Source organism: Arthrobacter sp. NPDC080031 (genome assembly GCF_040702485.1).
In the GTDB taxonomy this organism is placed as follows: Bacteria; Actinomycetota; Actinomycetes; order Actinomycetales; family Micrococcaceae; genus Arthrobacter.
On record NZ_JBFBLA010000006.1, the window covers coordinates 184,038 to 203,608 of the forward strand.

Here is a 19,571-nt window from a genome sequence, read left to right on the forward strand (position 1 = left end):
CGGTGGCTCGCGAATCACCGCGCTGGTACGCCCCACGCAGAGCATGCCCTCCCCTGATCACGAGGACCGGACATAACAGGAATATGTCCAGCAGCAAGGACCAAGAATGAGCATGTCCCTCTGCGGCGGTGGTTCAAGAATGAGCATGTCCCTCTGAGGCCGTGGCTCGCGAATCACCGCACTCGTGCGCCCCACGCAGAGCATGCACTCCCCCGATCACCAGGACCGGACATAACAGGAATATGTCCAGCAGCAATCACCAAGAATGAGCATGTCCCTCTGAAGCGGTGGTTCAAGAATGGGCATGTCCCTCTGTGGTGCCTCGCGAACCCTAGGCGAAGGCGTTGACGCCCGTCATTTCGGCAGACACAGCCCACAGCCTTGTTGCGGCTTCCGGATCCACTGCGTGCGCATCCACTCCTTGGTACCGGGCGAGCGGCGAGGCCGGGTCCGTGGGCTTGGCGATGTCGCAGTCTTCGCAGTACACCCCGCCCATGCCGGCCAGGGCCGGGGACGTGGCTGCCCACACGGACGTGGCGGCTCCCTGCTCCGGAGTCTTGAAACCCTCCCGGACGTTGCCTGCGTCATCCATCCAGCCCGCGGCGACCATCTCTTCGCGGGGCAGGTAGCGCTGGAGCTCGGTCATGATCCCGCCGGGATGGACTGCGAAGGCCCGCACCCCTGAGGAGCGGCCGAGGCGGTCCAGCTCTACGGCGAACAATGCGTTGGCGGTCTTTGCCTGGCCGTAGGCCTTCCACTTGTCGTAGCCGGTCTCGAAATTGATGTCCTCGAAACGGATGGGCGAGAGTTTGTGTCCCGTGGAGGACAGGGAGACTACTCGGGCCGAACCGGCGGCTGCCAGCGCTGGCCACAAAGTGTTGAGAAGGGTGAAGTGGCCCAAGTGGTTGGTGGCGAACTGGGACTCCCAGCCCGGGCCCACGCGTTGTTCCGGGCTCGCCATGATGGCGGCGTTGTTGATCAGGATGTCCAGGGTTGGGTTCGACGCCAGGAAGCGGGCCGCGAAATCCTTCACTGCCTGTTGGTCGGCCAAATCCAAAGTTTCCACATTGACCTGCTCCGGGGCCACGCCGGCCGCGGCGAGGACTTCCCTGGCGTGTTCAGGACGCCGGGCGGGAACCGTGACCCGGGCGCCAGCGGAGGACAACGCCCGCACCGTTTCCAGGCCAAGCCCGGAATAGCCTCCCGTGACAATTGCCGTGTTGCCGTGCAGGTCCACTCCCGCCACAACGTCCGAAGCCGTGGAGCCGTGGCCGAAACCCGATCCGATGGGGTGTTGCGGTGTGGTCATGGATTCCTCGCTCATATCGGGATCTTCGGGTTCAACAGCACAGTGGGTTCAACGGCACTGGTTCAACGGAACAGTCATTCAGTAGACCGGTTTGCCCGGCTCGACGTCGCGCACCCACGCCAGGATCCCGCCGTCGAGGTGGCTGACCCGGGTATAACCGGCGCGCTGCGCAGCGGCGAGCACCGTGGCGGAACGGGTGCCGGCCTTGCAGTGGAACACGATCTCTTTGTCTTGCGGCAGTTCCGTCCAGGCCTCTCCCGCCAGGATGCGTCCCTGCGGGATGAGCACCGAACCGTCGATGTTCACAATCTCGTGCTCACCGGTCTCCCGGACGTCCACCAGTTCAAAGTCACGTTCCCCCGCCGCGCGGGCCTTGAGCATCCCAGAAAGTTCGGTGGCCGTGACGGTCGGAACCGAGTCGCGTGCGGGCTCCGGGGTGATGCCACAGAAAGCTTCGTAGTCGGTCAATTCGGTGATCGGCTCGGCCTCAGGGTCTTTCGAAACCTTGATTTCGCGCCAGCTCCCGCCGAGCGCGTCGAAGAGCGCCACGCGTCCCAGCATCGAACGCCCGACGCCGGTGATCAGCTTGACTGCCTCCGTCACCATGAGCGAGCCGACAGCGGCGCACAGCATGCCGAACACGCCGCCCTCGCCGCAAGACGGGACCGAGCCGGCAGGAGGGGCCTCGGGATAGAGATCACGGTAGCTGGGGCCATGCTTCTCCCAGAACACGCTGACCTGGCCGTCAAAGCGGAAAATGGATCCCCAGACGTATGGTTTGCCGAGAATCGCGGCAGCGTCGTTGACCAGGTATCGGGTGGCGAAATTGTCTGCGCCATCCAGGATGAGGTCGTAGCCGGAGAAAATCTCCAAAGCATTGGAGGAGTCCAGGCGGACGTTGTGCAGTTGCACGTTGACCAGCGGATTGAGTTCCTTGATGGCGTCACGTGCAGACTCGATCTTCGGCCGTCCGACATCGCCCACGCCGTGGATGATCTGGCGTTGCAGGTTGCTGAGGTCGACGACGTCGTCGTCCGCAATTCCGAGCGTCCCCACCCCGGCGGCAGCCAAGTACAGCAGGGCGGGAGAGCCTAGTCCGCCGGCCCCGATCACGAGGACTTTTGCGTTCTTGAGCCGGCGCTGACCGGCCGCCCCGATTTCAGGAATAATGAGGTGGCGCGAGTACCGTTCCACCTCTTCGGTGGTCAGCTCCGCGGCAGGTTCCACGAGTGGCGGCAGTGCGGAAGAAGGAGAAGACGGCAACGTTTGGGCAGCAAAAAGAGTGGCCATACTCCAAAGTATGCCTGCCGCTGCCGTCCGGTCATATTACTGCGCAGTATTGTGGTCATAACTGCAAAGGAAAGGCGGCAGACAAGTGACTGAGAGTGCACGTATCAAACAGGAGGCGCAGGTCAGGCAAGATCGGACCGGTTCCCCACGCTCGGCGAGGCTGCCCCGCGATGAGCGCCGGGCACAGCTCCTGAACGCTGCCTTGGAAGTCTTCGTTGCCAACGGGTTCCATGGTGCGGCGATGGACGAAATCGCCGAGACCGCCCATGTCAGCAAGCCGGTGCTGTACCAGCACTTCCCGTCCAAGCGGGAGCTTTACATGGCCCTGCTCGACAGCCACCTGGCCACCCTCACGGACCAGATGCTCACGGCGCTGAATTCGACGTCGGACAACAAGGAACGCGTCCAGGCCGTCATGCGTGCCTACTACCGTTTCATCGCTGGTGATGACCAGGCACACCGGCTCGTCTTCGAATCCGATCTCATCAATGACCCGGACGTCAGCTCCCGACTGGAGACTTTCAACCGCACCTTCGCCGACGCCGTCGCCAAGGTGATCGCCGAAGACACCAAGCTGCCCCCGCTGGAAGCCCAGCTCCTGGGCCGCGGCCTGGCCGGAATGGCGCAGGTCAGCGCCCGGTATTGGCTCGAAACCGACGGCGATTTGGACCTCGATGTTGCCAGCGACCTGATCTACCGTTTAGCTTGGCGCGGAATCAGTCGCTTCCCGAAAGAGTCCTAGACTACAAATAGAGGACTGAGTAATTTCTTGATTGGCTGGGAGGCCCCGCTGTGGAAGTAAAGATCGGCATTCAGAATGTTGGCCGTGAGATCGCGCTTGAGTCCGCTCTCGACGCCGAGGCTGTTGCCAAGATCGTGAGCGAGGCCATCGCGAATGGCACGGACCTGCGCCTGACCGACGAAAAGGGCCGCCAGGTCATCGTTCCCGGCAACGTCCTCGGATACGTGGAGATCGGCGCCGAGGAAGTACGCCGGGTCGGCTTCGGAGCCCTCTAAGCAAGACGCAAGAACACCAGCGAGCCAGGAGTCCGCATGCTCTCACTTGTCATCGTGGCGCTAGCCACCATCGCCTCAGGCTTCATCGTCTGGGGAACTGACAAACACCGTGGCACGTACGGAATTACCCTGCCCGCTGGCGTTTCGGTGGCCGTCGCCATGCTGAGTTGGATGATCTTCATCCAACTTGGCTTTGGCTACCAGCCTGGCCTGACGTGGATCCCATGGGTGCTGCCCATCATTCTGGGTACCGTGGCTGCCGCGGTGGCCTCCTACTTCCTGGGCCGCCATCGGACCCGGCACGACACCGCCAAGCTGACCGCGGCCCTGCGGCTCTAGCCGGCCCTGCGGCTCAAGCCGGCCCTACGGCTCTAGCCGGCCCTGCGGCTCTAGATACAAATCCGCCTCATGGCGTGGCTTCGGGTTCGGCCACTGCCCCGGCCTCCGCGGCTGCTTCGCTGGCGCTTGTGGCCGCCCGGATGTCCCGTTTGGTTACTTCGCTCCCGGAGTCATGGGAGGTGTAGCGGATGAACACGCGGTTGTACCGCCAGTCCAGGTCCGGGTGGTGGTTCTGCTGCTCGGCGATGCGCCCGACGGCGGCGATCAGCTCCAGCGCGGCAGCCGACGTCGGGCATTTGTAGACGGTGTCGAGGCCGCCCAGGCGGTACCGCCAGTCCGGTAGCTCCGCCAGTGCGTCGTCGATCGCAGACCTGGTGAGGATGTCGTCTTTGCCGGCCATGGAACGCTCCTTCGCTGATGTGGAATTCGCAGGAATCCCCGGAGCGGCCAGCGTTGGCCGTTAGAGGAACTCAGCCCGGCCTTCCATCGCCGAGGAGGCCAGCGCGTGTTCCCGGCGCGGGATGCGGCCCGCCTGCTTCGCCAGCCTACCGGCGATGACCGCATGTTTGAAGGCCTCGCCCATCTGCACCGGGTTCTGCGCACGGGTCACCGCGGTGGCCAGAAGCACGGCGTCGCAGCCGAGCTCCATGGCGAGTGCGGCGTCGGACGCGGTGCCGATGCCGGCGTCGAGCACAACCGGCACCGAAGCGCGGGACACAATCAGCTCGATGTTGTGCGGATTCAGGATGCCCAGGCCGGTGCCGATAGGCGCGCCCAAGGGCATCACCGCAGTCGCTCCGAGGTTTTCCAGGCGAAGCGCCAGCACGGGGTCGTCGTTGGTGTAGGCGAAGACCTTGAAGCCGCGGTCGACGAGTTTCTCCGTTGCATCCACGAGTTCCACGGCATCAGGCAGCAAGGTCTGTTCGTCGGCGATGACCTCGAGCTTCACCCAATCCGTTTCCAAGGCCTCCCGGGCAAGCTCGGCCGTCATGACAGCGTCCTTGGCAGTGAAACAGCCAGCGGTGTTGGGCAGGACACGGATGCCATGGTCAACGAGCAACTGGAACAGCGAACCTGTTTCCGTCGGGGAGTACCTCCGCATGGCAACGGTGGTGAGTTCGGTGCCGGAAGCCAGCAAGGCTGCCCCCAGCCCGTCCAGGCTCGGGGCTCCCCCGGTCCCCATGATGAGGCGCGAGCCGAACTCGACGCCGTCGATCATCAGGAGGTCGGTTCGGGTGCTTGCTGCTTGGGTGCTTGCTGTGGTCATCGTTCAGCCTCCTTGTACTGCGGTAACGATTTCGAGTTCGTCGCCCTCTGCGAGCGCGGTGGCAGCCCACTGGCTGCGCGGCACCACTTCGGAATTGCGTGCGACGGCGACGCCGATCTTGCGTCCGTCGGCCGCCTGGCCGCTGGGGTCCACGGCCCGTCCCGTGATGTGGCTGACGAGGGTGGTGACCGAAGCGTCGTCACTCAGTGTGTGGTCTTCGCCGTTCAATTTGATGTTCATGCGTGGTCCTTCGGGAGGGGATTTGAGGTACCGGCAGATGGGCCGGCTGTGGAGGCCCGTGCCGCTGCCAGCGGACGGGAGAAGCGGTCCGGGCGAAATTTGTTCCACCGGGGATCGACGGTGCCGTCCATGAGTCCGACGCAGATTTTCGCCGCTGCCGGGGTGAGGAGCACGCCATGGCGGAAGAAGCCGCTGGCTACGATGAGGCCGGGCACGGCCGTGTCCCCGCCACCCTCACTGCCGACCCGGCCCAGCAGCGGCGCATTGTCCGGAGTGCCCGGACGCGCACGGGCAGTTGCTTCCAGGAGTTCCAGTTCGGCCACGGCCGGGACAAGTACCTGGGCGTCGCGGAGCAATTGGTACACGCCGCCAGCTGAGACCGGGTTGGCCGTTCCCCCGGACTCCGACAAGCCGTCTTCGCGTTGAGTCGCGCCGATCACCACGGTCCCGTCGTCGCGGGGGACGATGTACACGGGCACTCCGCGCACGATCCCACGGACCGTGGCGGTGACAAGGGGTTGCAGCTGCTCCGGGACGCGCAGCCGCAGAATGTCGCCGTACACCGGACGCAGCGGGAGCGACAATCCATCCGGCAGGCCGTTCAAGCGCGCGGTATCAAGTCCGTTGGCTACCACTGTTTCGGTGGCGTGCACTTCGATGCCTGAGTCGAGCACAACCCCGACGACGCGCCCGCCCTCCCACAAGAGGCCAGCCGCGGTGTCCCGGACCGCAAAACCGCCCTCGGCCCCTGCGATCCAGCTGGAATCGCCGGGCAGGTGGTCTGCAAGCGCGCCGAGAATCGCAGCCGAAAGCCGGCGCGGATCCACTTGGTGGTCGCCTGGGATGTCGAAGGCACAGGAAATCTGCGGGCTCAACAGCGGCTCACGCTCCCGGGCTTCGCGCAGCGGCACGGATTCCACCACCAGGCCGTTGGCCAGCTGGACATCCCGGAGGTCGGCGAGCGCCCGGCGGTCCGCAGCGTCGGCACCGACGGCGAGGGTTGGCGTCGTACGGTAACCCGTGCCGCGTCCGCCGCGTGAGCCGGTCACATTGCGTTCGAAGTCCGGCCACAATGCCGACGATTCGAGCATGAGCTCCAGGAGGTCCTCTTCCTGGTAATGCAGTTCGCTGACGGGCGCCAACATGCCCGCCGCCGCGAAGGTGGCGCCGCTCGCCGGTGCGGGATCGATCAGGACCACCGAGCGGCCGACCCGGCGGGCTTCCCACGCGATGCCGAGGCCAATGACACCGCCCCCGATCACCGCCACGTCCGCGTGCAGGGGTCCGTGCTGGGTGTTTACTTCGTCCATGGAGTCCTTCCCTACGCCGGTACTAGCCGGATCAGGTCAAGCGGTCGGCGCTGAAGCCCTCTCAGCCGCGCGGCGATTGTGACTGCCGCCGCGGCTCCCGCGGTACCAGCCCAGTTTAGAGGAACTACTCTGTTTCCATGACCCCGCACGATGTCCACACCACCGCCCGCCTGTACCTCTGCACCGACGCCCGGAAGCAACAGGGTGATTTTGAGCAGTTTGTCGATGCCGCATTCGAGGGCGGCGTGGACATCATCCAACTGCGTGACAAGACGATTGAAGCGGCCGAGGAACTGGAACTCCTGGAGATACTGCAATCCGTTGCGCACCGTCATGGCCGTCTCTGGGCAGTCAACGACCGCGCGGACGTGGCGTCCCTCTCCAGCGCACCGGTGTTCCATATCGGCCAAAAGGACATTCCGCTGCGCTCGGCCCGCAAGCTGCTCCACGACCGCACCATCATCGGCCTCTCCACGCACACGCCGGATCAGATTGACGCAGCCATCGCGGCGTCGCCGGGCCGCAGCGGCCTGGACTACTTCTGCGTCGGGCCCGTGTGGGCCACGCCCACCAAGCCGGGACGTTCCGCCGTCGGGCTCGATCTGGTGAAGTACGCCGCCAACGCGGTGAAGCAGGCAGACGAAGAGACCGTCGGCGGGGTTGTGCTCCCCTGGTTTGCGATCGGCGGCATCGATCTCAGCAACGTGGAAGAGGTCGTGCGGGCCGGCGCGAGCCGCATCGTGGTGGTCCGCGCCATCACTGAGGCGGAGGATCCGACGGCGGCGGCCCGGGCACTCCTGGCTGCCTTGGACGCAGCGGCGGCCTAGCGAGACTCCGGAAGATTTTGGAGTTACCCTGACTTTCGTGTCACATCAGCGGTTAGCCCCGAATGTCAGTGAAACGTCGAACCGGCTCGCGGAAGCGCTGGCGGCGCTTCGGACTGAACTCGAGCTGCCCGCAGGTTATCCCGCTGAAGCGCTGCGGGACGCCGAAGCCGCGGTTTCCGGACACACCCTGCCGGAGCAGGACTGCACGGACGTTCCGTTCATCACGATCGACCCGGCCTCTTCCACGGATCTCGACCAGGCCCTCTTCATTGACCGGTCCGGTGATGGTTACAGGGTTCTCTACGCCATCTCCGATGTGCCCTCCTTTGTGCCCCCGGGAGGCGCGCTCGACGCCGAGACGCGCCGCCGCGGGCAAACGTACTATGCCCCGGACGGCCGCATACCGCTGCACCCCGAGATCATCAGCGAGCATGCCGGGAGCTTGCTGGCCGGCCAGACGTGCGGCGCGTTCGTGTGGGACTTCGAACTCGATGCCGAGGCGGAGTTCCGCACGGTCTCCGTGCGTCGGGCGAGCATACGAAGCCGCGCCAAGCTCGACTACAAGGGCGTGCAGCGGGCGATCGATTCCGGAACGGCTGATCCCGTCCTGCAACTGCTCAAGGAAGTCGGGCTCAAGCGGGTGGAACTCGAACGCCGCCGCGGCGGAGCCAGCCTGAACATGCCCGAGCAGGAAATCGTCCAACTGCCCGACGGCGAGGGGTACAGGATCGTCGCCGCTCCCTCGCTGCCGGTGGAGGATTGGAACGCCCAGATTTCGCTCATGACCGGGATGGCCGCCGCCCAGTTGATGCTCGACGGCAAAGTGGGAATCCTGCGTACCATGCCCGCCCCCGATGAGCGCTCGCTGCTCCATTTCAAACGGCAAACCGGGGCACTCGGGAAGCCCTGGACCGAGGGGACCAGCTATGGAGAGTACCTGCGGACCCTCGACGCAAAGGACCCGCGGCAACTCGCCATCCTCCATTCAGCGGGGCTGCTTTTCCGTGGTGCCGGCTACACGCCTTTCGACGGCGAGGTGCCCGGAAGCGTCATGCAGTCAGCCATCGGGGCTCCGTATGCCCACACCACCGCGCCGTTGCGCCGCCTTGTCGATCGTTTCGTGCTGGTCATCTGCGAAGCGTTGAGCAATGGAACAGAGATCCCTGCATGGGCCCGGCATGCTTTGCCGAGCCTGCCCGAGATCATGGCGTCATCCGACCAGCTTGCCGCCAAAATGGAGCGCCTCGCCCTGGACACCGTCGAGGCAGCGCTCCTTGTCAACCACATCGGACAGGAATTCGACGCGGTCGTGATTTCCGGATCGAAACCGGCCAGGAACAACGGAAACGGCAACGGGAACAGCACCAACGGCAACAACGGCAATGGCAATGGGAACGGAACCCCGCACGGCCCTTACGGCATCGTCCAGATCGCCGAGCCCGCGGTCACCGCCCGTTGCGACGGCGAAATGGAGTCGGGCACGAAGGTCCGCGTGAAACTGCTCGACGCGGACATTGCCACCCGCCAAATCACCTTCGAACTGCTCCCCTAGCGCATTCCGTCCGCAGGGCCGGAGCCGCGATCCGGGGATTATCGCCCCCAGACGCTAGACTGGGTGAGTAGTAATGGATGCCCGGTCGTTGATTCAGTTAATTTTTTGACATCAACAAGCCCGCCCCTACGCGATCTTGAGATACACCAGCTGGTCCCCAGTGCCAGTATTTAGATAGCCCGCGATCGGCTTCCACTGGATTTGCTTGCGCCCATCCGTGCTCCGGAACGGCCCTGCCACAACCGTTGAGCACGCAGCGCAGCCCAAATGAATAAGGAAAACTCCACTGTGAGTGAATTGCACACCCATGAAGTTCTGACAGACGGAACCGAAACGATCGAACCCGAGGAAACCATTTCCTCGGACGAGACACCCCACGAGATCGCAGAAAAGACCTTCGCCGACTACAACGTCCGCGCCGACATCGTTGAATCCCTCGCCGACGCCGGAATCACCCACCCGTTTCCCATCCAGGCCATGACCCTCCCGGTCGCGCTGGGCGGTCACGACATCATCGGCCAGGCCAAGACCGGTACCGGAAAGACCCTCGGTTTCGGCATTCCGGCGCTGCAGCGCGTCGTTGGACCCGGCGACGCCGGCCACGACAAGCTCGCTGTCCCGGGTGCACCCCAGGCCCTCGTGATTGTTCCTACCCGCGAACTCGCCGTTCAGGTTGCCAACGACCTGCAGACGGCATCCCGGAAGCGGAACGCCCGCATCGCCACCATCTATGGCGGCCGCGCCTACGAGCCCCAGATCGAAGCCCTGCAAAAGGGCGTCGAGGTTGTTGTGGGCACGCCCGGCCGTTTGATCGACCTCTACAAGCAGAAGCACCTGAACCTGAAGAACGTTCGCATGGTGATTCTCGACGAAGCGGACGAGATGCTCGACCTCGGCTTCCTTCCCGACGTCGAAACCCTGATTGCCGGCACACCCGCCGTCCGCCAGACCCTCCTCTTCTCGGCCACCATGCCCGGCCCGGTCATCGCCATGGCCCGCCGTTACATGACGCAGCCCACGCACATCCGTGCCGCCGACCCTGACGACGAAGGCCTGACCAAGCGGGACATCCGGCAGCTCATCTACCGTGCCCACAGCATGGACAAGGTCGAGGTCGTCGCCCGCATCCTCCAGGCCCGCGGCCGCGGCCGGACCATCATCTTCACCAAGACCAAGCGCACCGCGGCCAAGGTTGCCGAAGAACTCGTGGACCGCGGCTTCGCGGCCGCCGCCATCCACGGTGACCTTGGCCAGGGCGCCCGCGAGCAGGCACTCCGGGCCTTCCGCAACAACAAGGTGGACGTCCTCGTGGCCACTGACGTCGCGGCCCGCGGCATCGACGTCGATGACGTCACGCACGTGATCAACTACCAGTGCGTCGAAGACGAAAAGATCTACTTGCACCGCGTTGGCCGCACCGGCCGCGCAGGCAACAAGGGCACGGCCGTGACGTTCGTCGATTGGGACGACATGCCGCGCTGGGGCCTGATCAACAAGGCGCTGGGCCTGAGCTACCCGGAGCCCGTGGAAACCTACTCCTCGTCGCCGCACCTTTTCGAGGAACTGGACATCCCCGCAGGCACCAAGGGCCGCCTGCCCCGCGACAAGCGCACCCTCGCGGGCGTCGACGCCGAGGTCCTGGAAGACCTGGGCGAGACGGGCAAGAAGAACTCCCGTTCCGGCGGCGATTCCGGGCGTGGACGCACGGGCCGCGACGGCGGGCGTGATGGCGGCCGTGAAGGCGCACGCCGCGCTCCCAGGTCAGGCGACGCTCCGTCCCGCGAAGGAGACGGTGAGGGCGCACGCAACCGCACCCGCCGCCGTCGTACCTCCGAAGGCGACGCAGCCCCCGCTGAAGGTTCAGTTCAGTCTGCCGAGCCCCAATCCGGGCAGGCACAGTCCGGCGAGGGCGCGGACAAGCCGTCCCGCGCACGCCGTTCCCGCACCCGCCGCCGCAACGGCGAAGTGGTGTCCGCTTCCGGTGGATCCGGTGAGAGCACCGAGGCTTAACGGCCTCGATGACTGACATTGTTTGGGCGCCGGACGGCAGCAATTTGGTGGTTCACGCGGACAACGCGGATTTCCTCCCGACGCTGCCGGACGGCGCCTTCACACTGATTTACGTGGACCCGCCCTTCAATACGGGCCGGGTCCAGAGCCGCCAGGAAACGCGCATGGTCCGCAACGCCGACGGCGACGGCGACCGCGTCGGCTTCAAGGGACGCTCCTATGACACCATCAAGGGCGCCCTGCACAAATACGACGACGCTTTCAGCGACTACTGGTCCTTCCTGGAACCCCGGCTCGTGGAGGCCTGGCGGCTGCTCGCCGACGACGGCACCCTGTACCTGCATCTGGACTACCGCGAAGTGCACTACGCCAAGGTCATGCTGGACTCGATCTTCGGCAGGGAGTGTTTCCTGAATGAGATCATCTGGGCCTACGACTACGGCGCACGCGCCAAGAACCGCTGGCCCACCAAGCACGACAACATCCTCGTGTACGTCAAGAACCCTGCGAAGTACCACTTCGACAACGCCGAGGTCGACCGTGAGCCGTACATGGCGCCGGGTCTCGTGACGCCGGCCAAAAGGGAGCTTGGGAAGCTTCCCACGGACGTTTGGTGGCACACCATCGTTTCCCCGACCGGCCGGGAAAAGACCGGCTATCCGACGCAAAAGCCCGAAGGCCTGGTCCGGCGGATCGTCACCGCGTCCAGCCGGCCGGGAGACTGGTGCCTCGACTTCTTCGCAGGCTCAGGCACGCTCGGTTCGGTCGCGGCGAAACTCGAGCGCAAGTTCGTGTGCGTGGACCAGAACGCCCCGGCCATCGAAGTGATGCGGAAGCGCCTGGACGGCAAGGCCGCTTTCTACCCTGGCTAGCGGACCACCGAACTCCCCGTGCCCAGTTCCTCGATGCGGGCCAGGACCTCGGGGGACGTCAGGTTCTCCCCGAGCAGATTGGGTTTGCCGGTTCCGTGGTAGTCGGACGAACCGGTGATGAACAGCCCGTGTTCGGCAGCCAGTCGCCGCAGGAACACGCGGCCCTCCTCCGGGTTGTCGCGGTGTTCCACCTCCAGGCCCATGAGGCCCGCATCGATCATTTCCCCGTAGGTCCGTTCCCCGACCACCCGGCCACGGGCCGAGGCCACCGGATGCGCGAAGACGGGGACACCGCCCGCCGCCCGGACGAGCTCGACGGCGAGCGCCGGGTCCGGTGCGTAGTGCTGCACGAAGTAGCGCGAGTGCGACGTCAGGATCGCGGTGAACGCCTCCGAGCGGCTCTCGACCGCACCGGCCGCCACGAGGGCGTCGGCGATGTGGGGCCGGCCCACAGTGGCACCGGGAGCCACATGATGGATGACATCGTCCCAGCTCAAGGGGTAGTCCTCGGCCAGGAGCGTGACCATGCGCTTGGCACGGGTGAGCCTCGCGTCTTTCGCTTTGGTGATTTCCTCGAGCAGGCCGGGGTGTCCGGGATCATGGAGGTAGCTCAGCAGATGGACGCTGATCCCCTCCCGAGTGCGGCACGAAATCTCCATCCCCGGCACGAAAGCCACCCCGAATTCGAGGGCTGCGACGGAGGCCTGCTCCCATCCGTCAGTGGAATCGTGGTCGGTCAAGGCCACCACATCCAGCCCCGCGGCAGATGCGGAAGCGATCACTCCCGCGGGAGCCTCGGTCCCGTCGGAAACATTGGAGTGCGCGTGCAGGTCGATCTTCACTTTCCAAGCGTATTTGATGAGGGACGGCTTGGACCGTTGCGCCGCTGGCCTAGTATCGGCCTTGATGGGACTATTGGACGGTGAACGATGCAGATAACACCCAAAACGGTGAAACCACAGCCTCCCAGCCCCTGGAGGAGCGCGTCAACAACCGCTCCCAGCGGCCCACATCCGATGCCTTCAAGGCGTTCATGGCCAGCAATTGGGCGCCAGCGCCGCAGGTGACCCCTGCGCGTGACGCCGTCGCAGACCATGCCGCCACGCGTCGTCGGGCCATCTCCGACAAGTTCGCGGGCCTGCGCCTCGTCGTACCGGCGGGCCCGCTCAAGGTCCGCTCGAACGATTGCGACTACCGCTTCCGCCCCCACTCCGGCTTTGCCCACCTCACGGGCTTGGGCCTGGACCACGAGCCCGATGCCGTGCTGGTCCTGGAACCTGTCGAGGAGGGAACCGGCGACGACGGCGGCAACCACCTCGCGACGCTCTACTTCCGTCCGCTGGCCGGCCGGGACACGGAACAGTTCTATGCCGACTCGCGTTCCGGCGAGTTCTGGATCGGCGCTCGCCCGACGCTCGCCGAATTCGAAGCGCGCCTCGGGCTCAGGACCGCGCACATCGATGAACTCGAGATGGCCATCACGAAGAACGTAGGTGCCCCGGAAATCGGTGGCATCTCCATCCGCCTGGTCCGCAAAGTCGACGAGAACATCGATGCCCTCGTGGACACCGCCCGCTACAACACAGCCAAGGATCCGGAAAACCTGGACCTCGGCGAACTCGATGCCCTCGACGAGCTGCTGAGCGAGGCGCTTTCCGAGCTGCGCTTGCTCAAGGACGCCTGGGAAATCGAGCAAATGAAGATCGCCGTGTCCGCGACCGTGGAGGGTTTCGCCGACGTCGTCCGCGCCCTCCCCCGCGCCATGACCCACCACCGCGGCGAGCGCGTCATCGAAGGTGCTTTCTTCGCGCGTGCCCGTGAAGAAGGGAACGAGCTCGGCTACGACACCATCGCTGCTGCCGGAAACAACGCCACGGTGCTGCACTGGACGCGGAACACGGGCAAGGTCAACGCCGGGGAACTCGTGCTGCTCGACGCCGGCGTGGAGGCAGATTCGCTCTACACCGCCGACGTCACGCGCACCATTCCCGCCAACGGAAAGTTCTCCGACGTCCAGCGCAAGGTCTACGAAGCCGTCCTTGATGCAGCCGACGCCGGATTCGCCGCGGCCCAGCCGGGCGTAAAGTTCCGCGATATCCACACTGCGGCCACCACGGTCCTCGCAGAGCGCCTGGCCGAGTGGGGCCTGCTTCCGGTCTCCGTCGAGGAAGCCATCAGTACCGAAGGCCAGCAGCACCGCCGCTGGATGCCGCACGGTACGAGCCACCACCTGGGCCTGGACGTCCACGACTGTGCCCAGGCCAGGCGTGACCTGTACCTGGACGGCGTACTCACCGAGGGCATGGTGTTCACCATCGAACCCGGGCTCTACTTCAAGAACGAGGACCTTGCCATTCCGGAGGAATACCGAGGAATCGGCGTCCGGATCGAGGACGACATCCTGATGACGGCAGACGGCCCGGTAAACCTCAGCGCCGCTCTCCCCCGCAAGGCCGACGACGTCGAGTCCTGGATGGCGGGCATCTACCAGGACGCCGAAGCGTAACTGCTGAGCAATCGCAAGAGGAGGGCTACCGGATGTTGATCCGGTAGCCCTGAAGCTGGGCTGGCCAAAAAAGAGTCTAGGCCGCGAGGGCCTGAGCACGGTTTTGCACCGGGCTCAGGCCCTCGAGCTTTGTGGAGATCCGCTCGGAGTTGTACCCGCGATTTATTCGCGCAGTGAAGCGTTGGTGAGCTCCAAGTTCGGGGAGGACCCGATCGAATAGGAGATGATCTGCCGGTCGAAGAGGTCCATCACCGGTGGCAGGTAGAGCGTCCGGTCTCGGGCGGTGAACTCTGTCACGTCCGTAGCCCACTTCTAGTTCGGGGCGTTGGCTTCGAAGTCCGTGTTCAGCAGGTTCGGCGCAACAGTACCCCATTCGCTCTGGTAGGAGGCATATCGTTTCCTCTTCACAGCATCCATCGAGCTGGGTCCCTCGTCATGAAATCCCGAGCCAACACGTAGATGGCGGCTGCCGTCCACTTAATTTCGGGATTTTTACACTGAGATTTGCGGATTTGACCACTTAGATTGGCGAAATCCACACGGAGACGCCCTTCGGCACTTGTACCCTCCTCCTAGGCGCAGCCCCGACAGACGATCCGCCTTTTGGTGCTGTTGCCATGCTGCGAAGCGGCATCTCTCCATCTTCGAATCAGTCAAAGCAAGGAGGTGAACACACATGGAGATGATCTCAGAAGATGTGCTGGAGGCGGGAGCCACCCTGGCCTGTAACAGCGGGTGCCTGTGCACCTGACCTAACGACGCGGTTCGTTTGGTGGCGAGGCTTGTGCTTCGCCACCAACGAACCGCCTGAGATAGCAAGGATACGAACAACACTGAATTTGGGGGGACTGCGTGCGCTTGCCACTGTTCAATATTTTCGAATTTCCAAAGCACAAGAATTTCTATGAGGCGATCCATGCCGCTGGGCCCGCTGGCGCGTGGAAGCTCATGAAGGAGCTGGACGCCCTCGATCGGCCCATCTACCGGGCAAAACAACCGGACGTAGACAGTTTCGAGGTCCTGAGGGCCCGGGCCTTGGATTTCATGAATGCTGTCCCGGGGCTTGAAGGCTTTGACAAGGAACTGCACGCCACGAGCTTTGCTGGCTACGGACCGAAGCTGCAGTTTGAATCGACTTTCATCAATCTGTGGATGAAAGAGCCTGAGACCCTGTTCCGCGACGTTGTCACCGTCGATGGACGCGAGCACCTTCACCAAGCGGCATCCTCTGGCCGAGGGGTCATCGCGCTCCCGCTGCATCTGGGACCCTCATATCTGGCAATTCCCATGCTCGCATATGAAATGCCGACGACGACGCTCTACAATCGGATGAATTTTGACGAGATCCGCGCAGCGTCCTTTCCTGATTTGGACTTCCGCGGGATCCAGCTCGGGAGCACATCTGCGATGCGCTCTGGTCTGACGGCCCTGCGTGAAGGCAGGATCTTTTCCATGTTCCCTGAACTGGACCCTCGTGGGGTGGGTGAACACCATGCCCGAATTCCATTCTTGGGGACGACCATCATGGTTCCCACAGGTCCGGTTATCCTGAGCGATGTTTCCCGTGCCCCTATGGTCCCCCTCACGCTCAGGGCCATCGGCAACGGCCGGTTTCGACTCAAATACCATCCTGCTGTTCCGGCGCCGGAATCTCGGCATGAACGTCGCCGCTCTCTGCTGGCCGTTTGGGATGTCATTGAGTCGGAGCTTCTTGCCGGAGACGTCGGAGAATGGGAGATGTGGTTTGAATTTGACCGGATGCTCCCCCAGGTCTGGACCATCGAGACATGACCGGCAGCATTCCCGCCATTTCCCTCAAAGGCGTTCGTCGCCACTATGACGACGGGGCCGGAAACGAGAAAGCTGCTCTAGACATTGTTGAGCTGGAGGTCCGGCCTGGTGAACTTGTCGCCGTCATTGGACCATCTGGATCCGGCAAGTCAACCCTGCTCCAATTGGTCGGTGGAATCGATTCCCCGACTGCGGGGAGTATCGACGTAGCAGGACTCCGGGTATCCGGGTTGGACGAAAAGCAGAAGACAATCTTCCGGCGGGAGAATATCGGATTCATTTTCCAGGCATTTCACCTTGTTCCAAGCATGACGGTGGTGGAGAACGTCGCTTTGTCATCGATTGTTTCCGGTCAAAGAGGCTTTCGTTGGCGAGCAGATGCGCTGGTGGTCCTCGATCAGCTGGGACTGCTTGAATATGCCGATAGATTTCCCGATCAGTTGTCAGGAGGGCAACGTCAGCGGGTCGCCGTAGGTCGAGCGCTGTTTGGGAGTCCCAGCATCGTCCTCGCCGATGAACCGACGGGAAGCCTCGACTCAAGGAATAGGGATATTGTTCTCGGCCTGATTCGCGACGCGATTGGAGACGATCGTCGTACCAGCGGGCTGATGGTCACCCATGATCCACATGCTGCTAGCTATGCCGACCGGATCATCGCGCTGCGGGACGGGAAGATCTTTGATCAACTTGACCTGACCCTCAACACGCCACAGCAGGAGGGAGATTCTCACCATGATGAGCGCATTCGCTCGTGGTTTGCGGCAACTTCGCTTTGATTTTCAACGATATGGAGTCGCGGCTGTTGCGCTGGTGTTCGGCGTTGCCCTCATTTTCGGCACTCTGCTCACATCGAAAACTATCAACGACCAGCTCTCACAAGGGGTTGGTTCATTATCCGGCGTGGGCGACGTGGCGGTAGTGCCGGCTATTCCCGGGACCACGGCTCCCGAGAGCGCAGTTGCGGAAATAGCGGACCTCCCTGGCGTTGCGACGTGGATACCGACTCTGGCTCGGACTTCGAGCGTCCGGCCCGCGGGAACGGTTGGCATAGGCCACCAGCTCGTGGTCACGGGTTACCCGGCCACGTTCAACACAGAGCTTCAACTCATGAGGCTCGAGCTTCGGGGCCGGCTCCCTGCCGTAAACAAGCCCGAGGCCCTGGTTCCGGCTGACGTCGCATCGCGCCTAGGGGTGGACGTAAACGATTCGTTGGTGGTCGCGTCGAGCGACGGGACTACGCAACTTCGCGTCGCGGGCGTGTTCAATGGCAGGGTTCTTGGTCCGCTGGCATACGACAACATCTTTATCGATTTGTCTTACGCCCAGATGATATTCAACCAGCAGGGCCAGGTATCAAGAATTGACATCCAGCTGGCGGCCGGACACTCCGCGGAACGCTGGCAGAGCGAGTATTCGTCCAGCCTGCCTCCCCTGTTCAAAGTGCAGGACACTTCTGCCCTCAACTCGACCCTCGGTCCCCTCATCGCGGTTGTTTCACTCATCTTGATGATCGCCTCCTGCACCGTCCTCGGAATCTCCATCCTCCTATCAGCGACGGCGTTCCAATCCGTGGTGAATGCCCGCCGCCTGACCTACGGAGTCATGAGGGCTGTCGGTGCCCGCGGTTCCTGGCTGGCAGGCGCCGTCCTGTGTGAGGCGCTGATGCTTGCGTTCGCGTGCTCGGTGCTCGGGTTGGGGCTTGGGTTTGGCGTCAGCTGGATCCTCAACCAAGTCCTCTCGTTGATCGGCAACATACCTCCGGCAACTGTAGCGGCCGGACTTTGGGAATTTCTGCTTGCCATCACGAGCGGCATCGCTGCGGGCTGCGCCGGGGCGGCCCGGGCGCTAGTCAAAGTGCTACGCCAGGCCCCTCTTTTGGCCATCTCGCCTGAAGTCGCGGAGCGCAGGTCCGGGCAGAGACTCCGTGCCGTCGTCGGCATCATTTTCCTCATATTGGGAGTCGGCAGCTACTGGCTTGACTCCGTCGTCGTAAAGGTCGTTGGCGTCGCCCTCTCGCTGGCCGCTGTTGGTTTCCTCGCCCCGTTAATTCTCGTCGCCGCCACCAGGCTACAGATCTTCAAGGGATGGACCGGCAGGGCCGCGGCTCAGCGCCTGCGCAAACACGCGTCGCTCGACTCCACGACGGCCATCATGGGCGTTGTCGTCTGCCTGGGTGCAGCCCTTGTGATCGGGGTCGGCTCGGTAAGGAGCGCGATGATGGAACAGATTGCCCGCCAATTCGGGGCCGACGTTCAAATTTCGTCCACGACACCCATCACGGAAAAATTAGACGAACGTCTGGGGTCGATTCAAATGATCAACAGGGTTTCCGACACCGTTTGGGACCGGGGAGCATTAGAGTTCCAGGGCACGACGAGCCAGATTGCAATCCTGGCTGTTGATCCAAACAGCTACTTCGCCACAGCTCAGCTTCCATGGCGCCAAGGAAGTGACGGGTCCGCACCCCTTGCCCTGAAAAATGGAGGTGCGGTCATCATTCCTGAAGCTCTCGCCGCGAGCAACGACATTTCCTTGGGCGACACTGTCAGATTAAGTCGGGCCGGGAAGACCCTCTCGCTTCGCGTCGTTGGGACGTTTGCATCCTTGGCAACGGGGAACCAGGTGGTGATGGGTCGCGACACCGCAGACGAGCTCGGAATCACTGGATCCAACGGCTGGAATGTGGAAGCGAAGCCGGGCGTCGACGTCGCAGCGCTCCGGGACCTGATCGCTGATTCGGTTGCCGACATCCCTGGGGTTTCGGTGATCACGGCCGCCAAAATGAGGGAGCGCGCAGAATCAGAGCTCGGTTCGTACGCCGGAGTTGCCTTCGGCATCGTGGTCCTTGCGCTTAGTCTCGGCGCGATCGGCGCCGCCGGTCTGTTCTCAGTCGGCGTCGCTCGCCGGGAGAAAGAGTTCGGGATGCTGCGCGCGGTTGGTGCCACCCGAGGCGACATAACGAGGCTCGTTGCCGCTGACGCGCTCTTGATCGGAATTGCGTCCTTGGCAGGGGGCCTTCTCGTTGGTCAGTTGGCCGGGTGGGTCCTGACCCAGCTTGTCGCCGGGGCACTCGGCGTAACCCTGAGTCCTGCTGTCACCGTCCTGGCATTCAGTGGAATCGCAATTGTCACCTTGACGGCGTTATGCCTTGCGGCGATAGGACCGAGCCGCAGGGCGGCTCGAATAGAGCCGGTAGCTGCCCTGAGGGCTGAGTAATGGCCGATAGCGGCCTGGGTGGCCA

General features: G+C 63.7%; 19 protein-coding genes and 1 riboswitch. Of the genes, 11 read left to right on the forward strand and 8 right to left on the reverse strand.

Features of this window, described 5'->3' with window-relative positions; genetic code table 11:
* Positions 1–331: 331 nt before the first annotated feature.
* Entirely contained in the window at positions 332–1,324 is a 993-nt protein-coding gene (locus AB0323_RS07215) for an SDR family NAD(P)-dependent oxidoreductase (protein WP_366176705.1), read from the reverse strand.
* Positions 1,325–1,387: 63 nt separating this feature from the next.
* The gene (gene moeB / locus AB0323_RS07220; RefSeq protein ID WP_366176706.1) at positions 1,388–2,599 is read right to left on the reverse strand and encodes a molybdopterin-synthase adenylyltransferase MoeB; all 1,212 of its coding nucleotides are present in this window, start codon (positions 2,597–2,599) and stop codon (positions 1,388–1,390) included.
* A gap of 103 nt (positions 2,600–2,702) precedes the next feature.
* Between moeB and AB0323_RS07225 the strand changes: the two genes are divergently transcribed.
* The 3 genes from AB0323_RS07225 to AB0323_RS07235 are packed head-to-tail and all read left to right on the forward strand — an operon-like array spanning position 2,703 to position 3,955.
* Positions 2,703–3,341, forward strand: coding sequence for a TetR/AcrR family transcriptional regulator (locus tag AB0323_RS07225; protein WP_059387505.1), 639 nt, complete (start codon positions 2,703–2,705; stop codon positions 3,339–3,341).
* Between the two features lie 50 nt (positions 3,342–3,391).
* Entirely contained in the window at positions 3,392–3,616 is a 225-nt protein-coding gene (locus AB0323_RS07230; protein ID WP_059387503.1) for a DUF3107 domain-containing protein, read from the forward strand.
* Positions 3,617–3,652: 36 nt separating this feature from the next.
* Entirely contained in the window at positions 3,653–3,955 is a 303-nt protein-coding gene (locus tag AB0323_RS07235) for a hypothetical protein (RefSeq protein ID WP_364533043.1), read from the forward strand.
* 67 nt (positions 3,956–4,022) lie between these two features.
* Here the strand turns inward: AB0323_RS07235 and AB0323_RS07240 are convergent, their stop codons facing one another.
* The 4 genes from AB0323_RS07240 to thiO all read right to left on the reverse strand — a co-directional run bounded on the left by AB0323_RS07240 (position 4,023) and on the right by thiO (position 6,772).
* The gene (locus AB0323_RS07240) at positions 4,023–4,355 is read right to left on the reverse strand and encodes a 4a-hydroxytetrahydrobiopterin dehydratase (RefSeq protein WP_366176707.1); all 333 of its coding nucleotides are present in this window, start codon (positions 4,353–4,355) and stop codon (positions 4,023–4,025) included.
* Between the two features lie 60 nt (positions 4,356–4,415).
* Positions 4,416–5,222, reverse strand: a complete 807-nt coding sequence (locus tag AB0323_RS07245) for a thiazole synthase (protein WP_366176708.1) — start codon at positions 5,220–5,222, stop codon at positions 4,416–4,418.
* A gap of 3 nt (positions 5,223–5,225) precedes the next feature.
* Positions 5,226–5,462 carry a sulfur carrier protein ThiS gene (gene thiS, locus AB0323_RS07250; protein WP_366176709.1) on the reverse strand — a complete coding sequence of 79 codons (237 nt, stop codon included), beginning with the start codon at positions 5,460–5,462 and terminating at the stop codon, positions 5,226–5,228.
* Positions 5,459–6,772, reverse strand: coding sequence for a glycine oxidase ThiO (gene thiO, locus AB0323_RS07255; RefSeq protein ID WP_366176710.1), 1,314 nt, complete (start codon positions 6,770–6,772; stop codon positions 5,459–5,461). Before thiO ends, thiS begins: the two co-directional genes overlap by 4 nt.
* Positions 6,764–6,883: riboswitch (TPP riboswitch) on the reverse strand. It overlaps the preceding gene by 9 nt.
* Before the next feature lie 26 nt (positions 6,884–6,909).
* Here thiO and thiE point away from each other — a divergent pair.
* From thiE to AB0323_RS07275, 4 genes are all read left to right on the forward strand, one after another.
* Positions 6,910–7,599, forward strand: coding sequence for a thiamine phosphate synthase (gene thiE, locus AB0323_RS07260; RefSeq protein ID WP_366176711.1), 690 nt, complete (start codon positions 6,910–6,912; stop codon positions 7,597–7,599).
* Positions 7,600–7,636: 37 nt separating this feature from the next.
* On the forward strand, positions 7,637–9,151 hold the full coding sequence (locus tag AB0323_RS07265) for an RNB domain-containing ribonuclease (RefSeq protein ID WP_366176712.1): 1,515 nt from the start codon (positions 7,637–7,639) through the stop codon (positions 9,149–9,151).
* A 288-nt stretch (positions 9,152–9,439) separates the two neighbouring features.
* Positions 9,440–11,161 (forward strand): DEAD/DEAH box helicase, encoded by a 1,722-nt coding sequence (locus AB0323_RS07270; RefSeq protein WP_366176713.1) that lies wholly within the window; start codon positions 9,440–9,442, stop codon positions 11,159–11,161.
* An 8-nt stretch (positions 11,162–11,169) separates the two neighbouring features.
* A complete protein-coding gene (locus AB0323_RS07275) occupies positions 11,170–12,033 on the forward strand; it encodes a DNA methyltransferase (protein WP_364533020.1) in 864 nt (287 codons plus the stop codon).
* Here the strand turns inward: AB0323_RS07275 and AB0323_RS07280 are convergent.
* On the reverse strand, positions 12,030–12,875 hold the full coding sequence (locus AB0323_RS07280; protein ID WP_366176714.1) for a PHP domain-containing protein: 846 nt from the start codon (positions 12,873–12,875) through the stop codon (positions 12,030–12,032). The two genes, AB0323_RS07275 and AB0323_RS07280, sit on opposite strands and share 4 nt — an antisense overlap.
* Before the next feature lie 80 nt (positions 12,876–12,955).
* Here AB0323_RS07280 and AB0323_RS07285 point away from each other — a divergent pair, with 80 nt between their 5' ends.
* Entirely contained in the window at positions 12,956–14,539 is a 1,584-nt protein-coding gene (locus AB0323_RS07285; RefSeq protein ID WP_366176715.1) for an aminopeptidase P family protein, read from the forward strand.
* Positions 14,540–14,701: 162 nt separating this feature from the next.
* Here the strand turns inward: AB0323_RS07285 and AB0323_RS07290 are convergent, their stop codons facing one another.
* Positions 14,702–14,836 (reverse strand): hypothetical protein, encoded by a 135-nt coding sequence (locus tag AB0323_RS07290; protein WP_366176716.1) that lies wholly within the window; start codon positions 14,834–14,836, stop codon positions 14,702–14,704.
* Between the two features lie 651 nt (positions 14,837–15,487).
* On the opposite strand from AB0323_RS07290, the gene AB0323_RS07295 reads away from it, so the two are divergent.
* The 3 genes from AB0323_RS07295 to AB0323_RS07305 are packed head-to-tail and all read left to right on the forward strand — an operon-like array spanning position 15,488 to position 19,546.
* Entirely contained in the window at positions 15,488–16,330 is an 843-nt protein-coding gene (locus tag AB0323_RS07295) for a lysophospholipid acyltransferase family protein (RefSeq protein ID WP_366176717.1), read from the forward strand.
* The gene (locus AB0323_RS07300) at positions 16,327–17,106 is read left to right on the forward strand and encodes an ABC transporter ATP-binding protein (protein ID WP_366176718.1); all 780 of its coding nucleotides are present in this window, start codon (positions 16,327–16,329) and stop codon (positions 17,104–17,106) included. The genes AB0323_RS07295 and AB0323_RS07300 overlap by 4 nt, the downstream gene beginning before the upstream one ends.
* Entirely contained in the window at positions 17,063–19,546 is a 2,484-nt protein-coding gene (locus tag AB0323_RS07305) for an FtsX-like permease family protein (RefSeq protein WP_366176719.1), read from the forward strand. Before AB0323_RS07300 ends, AB0323_RS07305 begins: the two co-directional genes overlap by 44 nt.
* Positions 19,547–19,571: the final 25 nt, after the last annotated feature.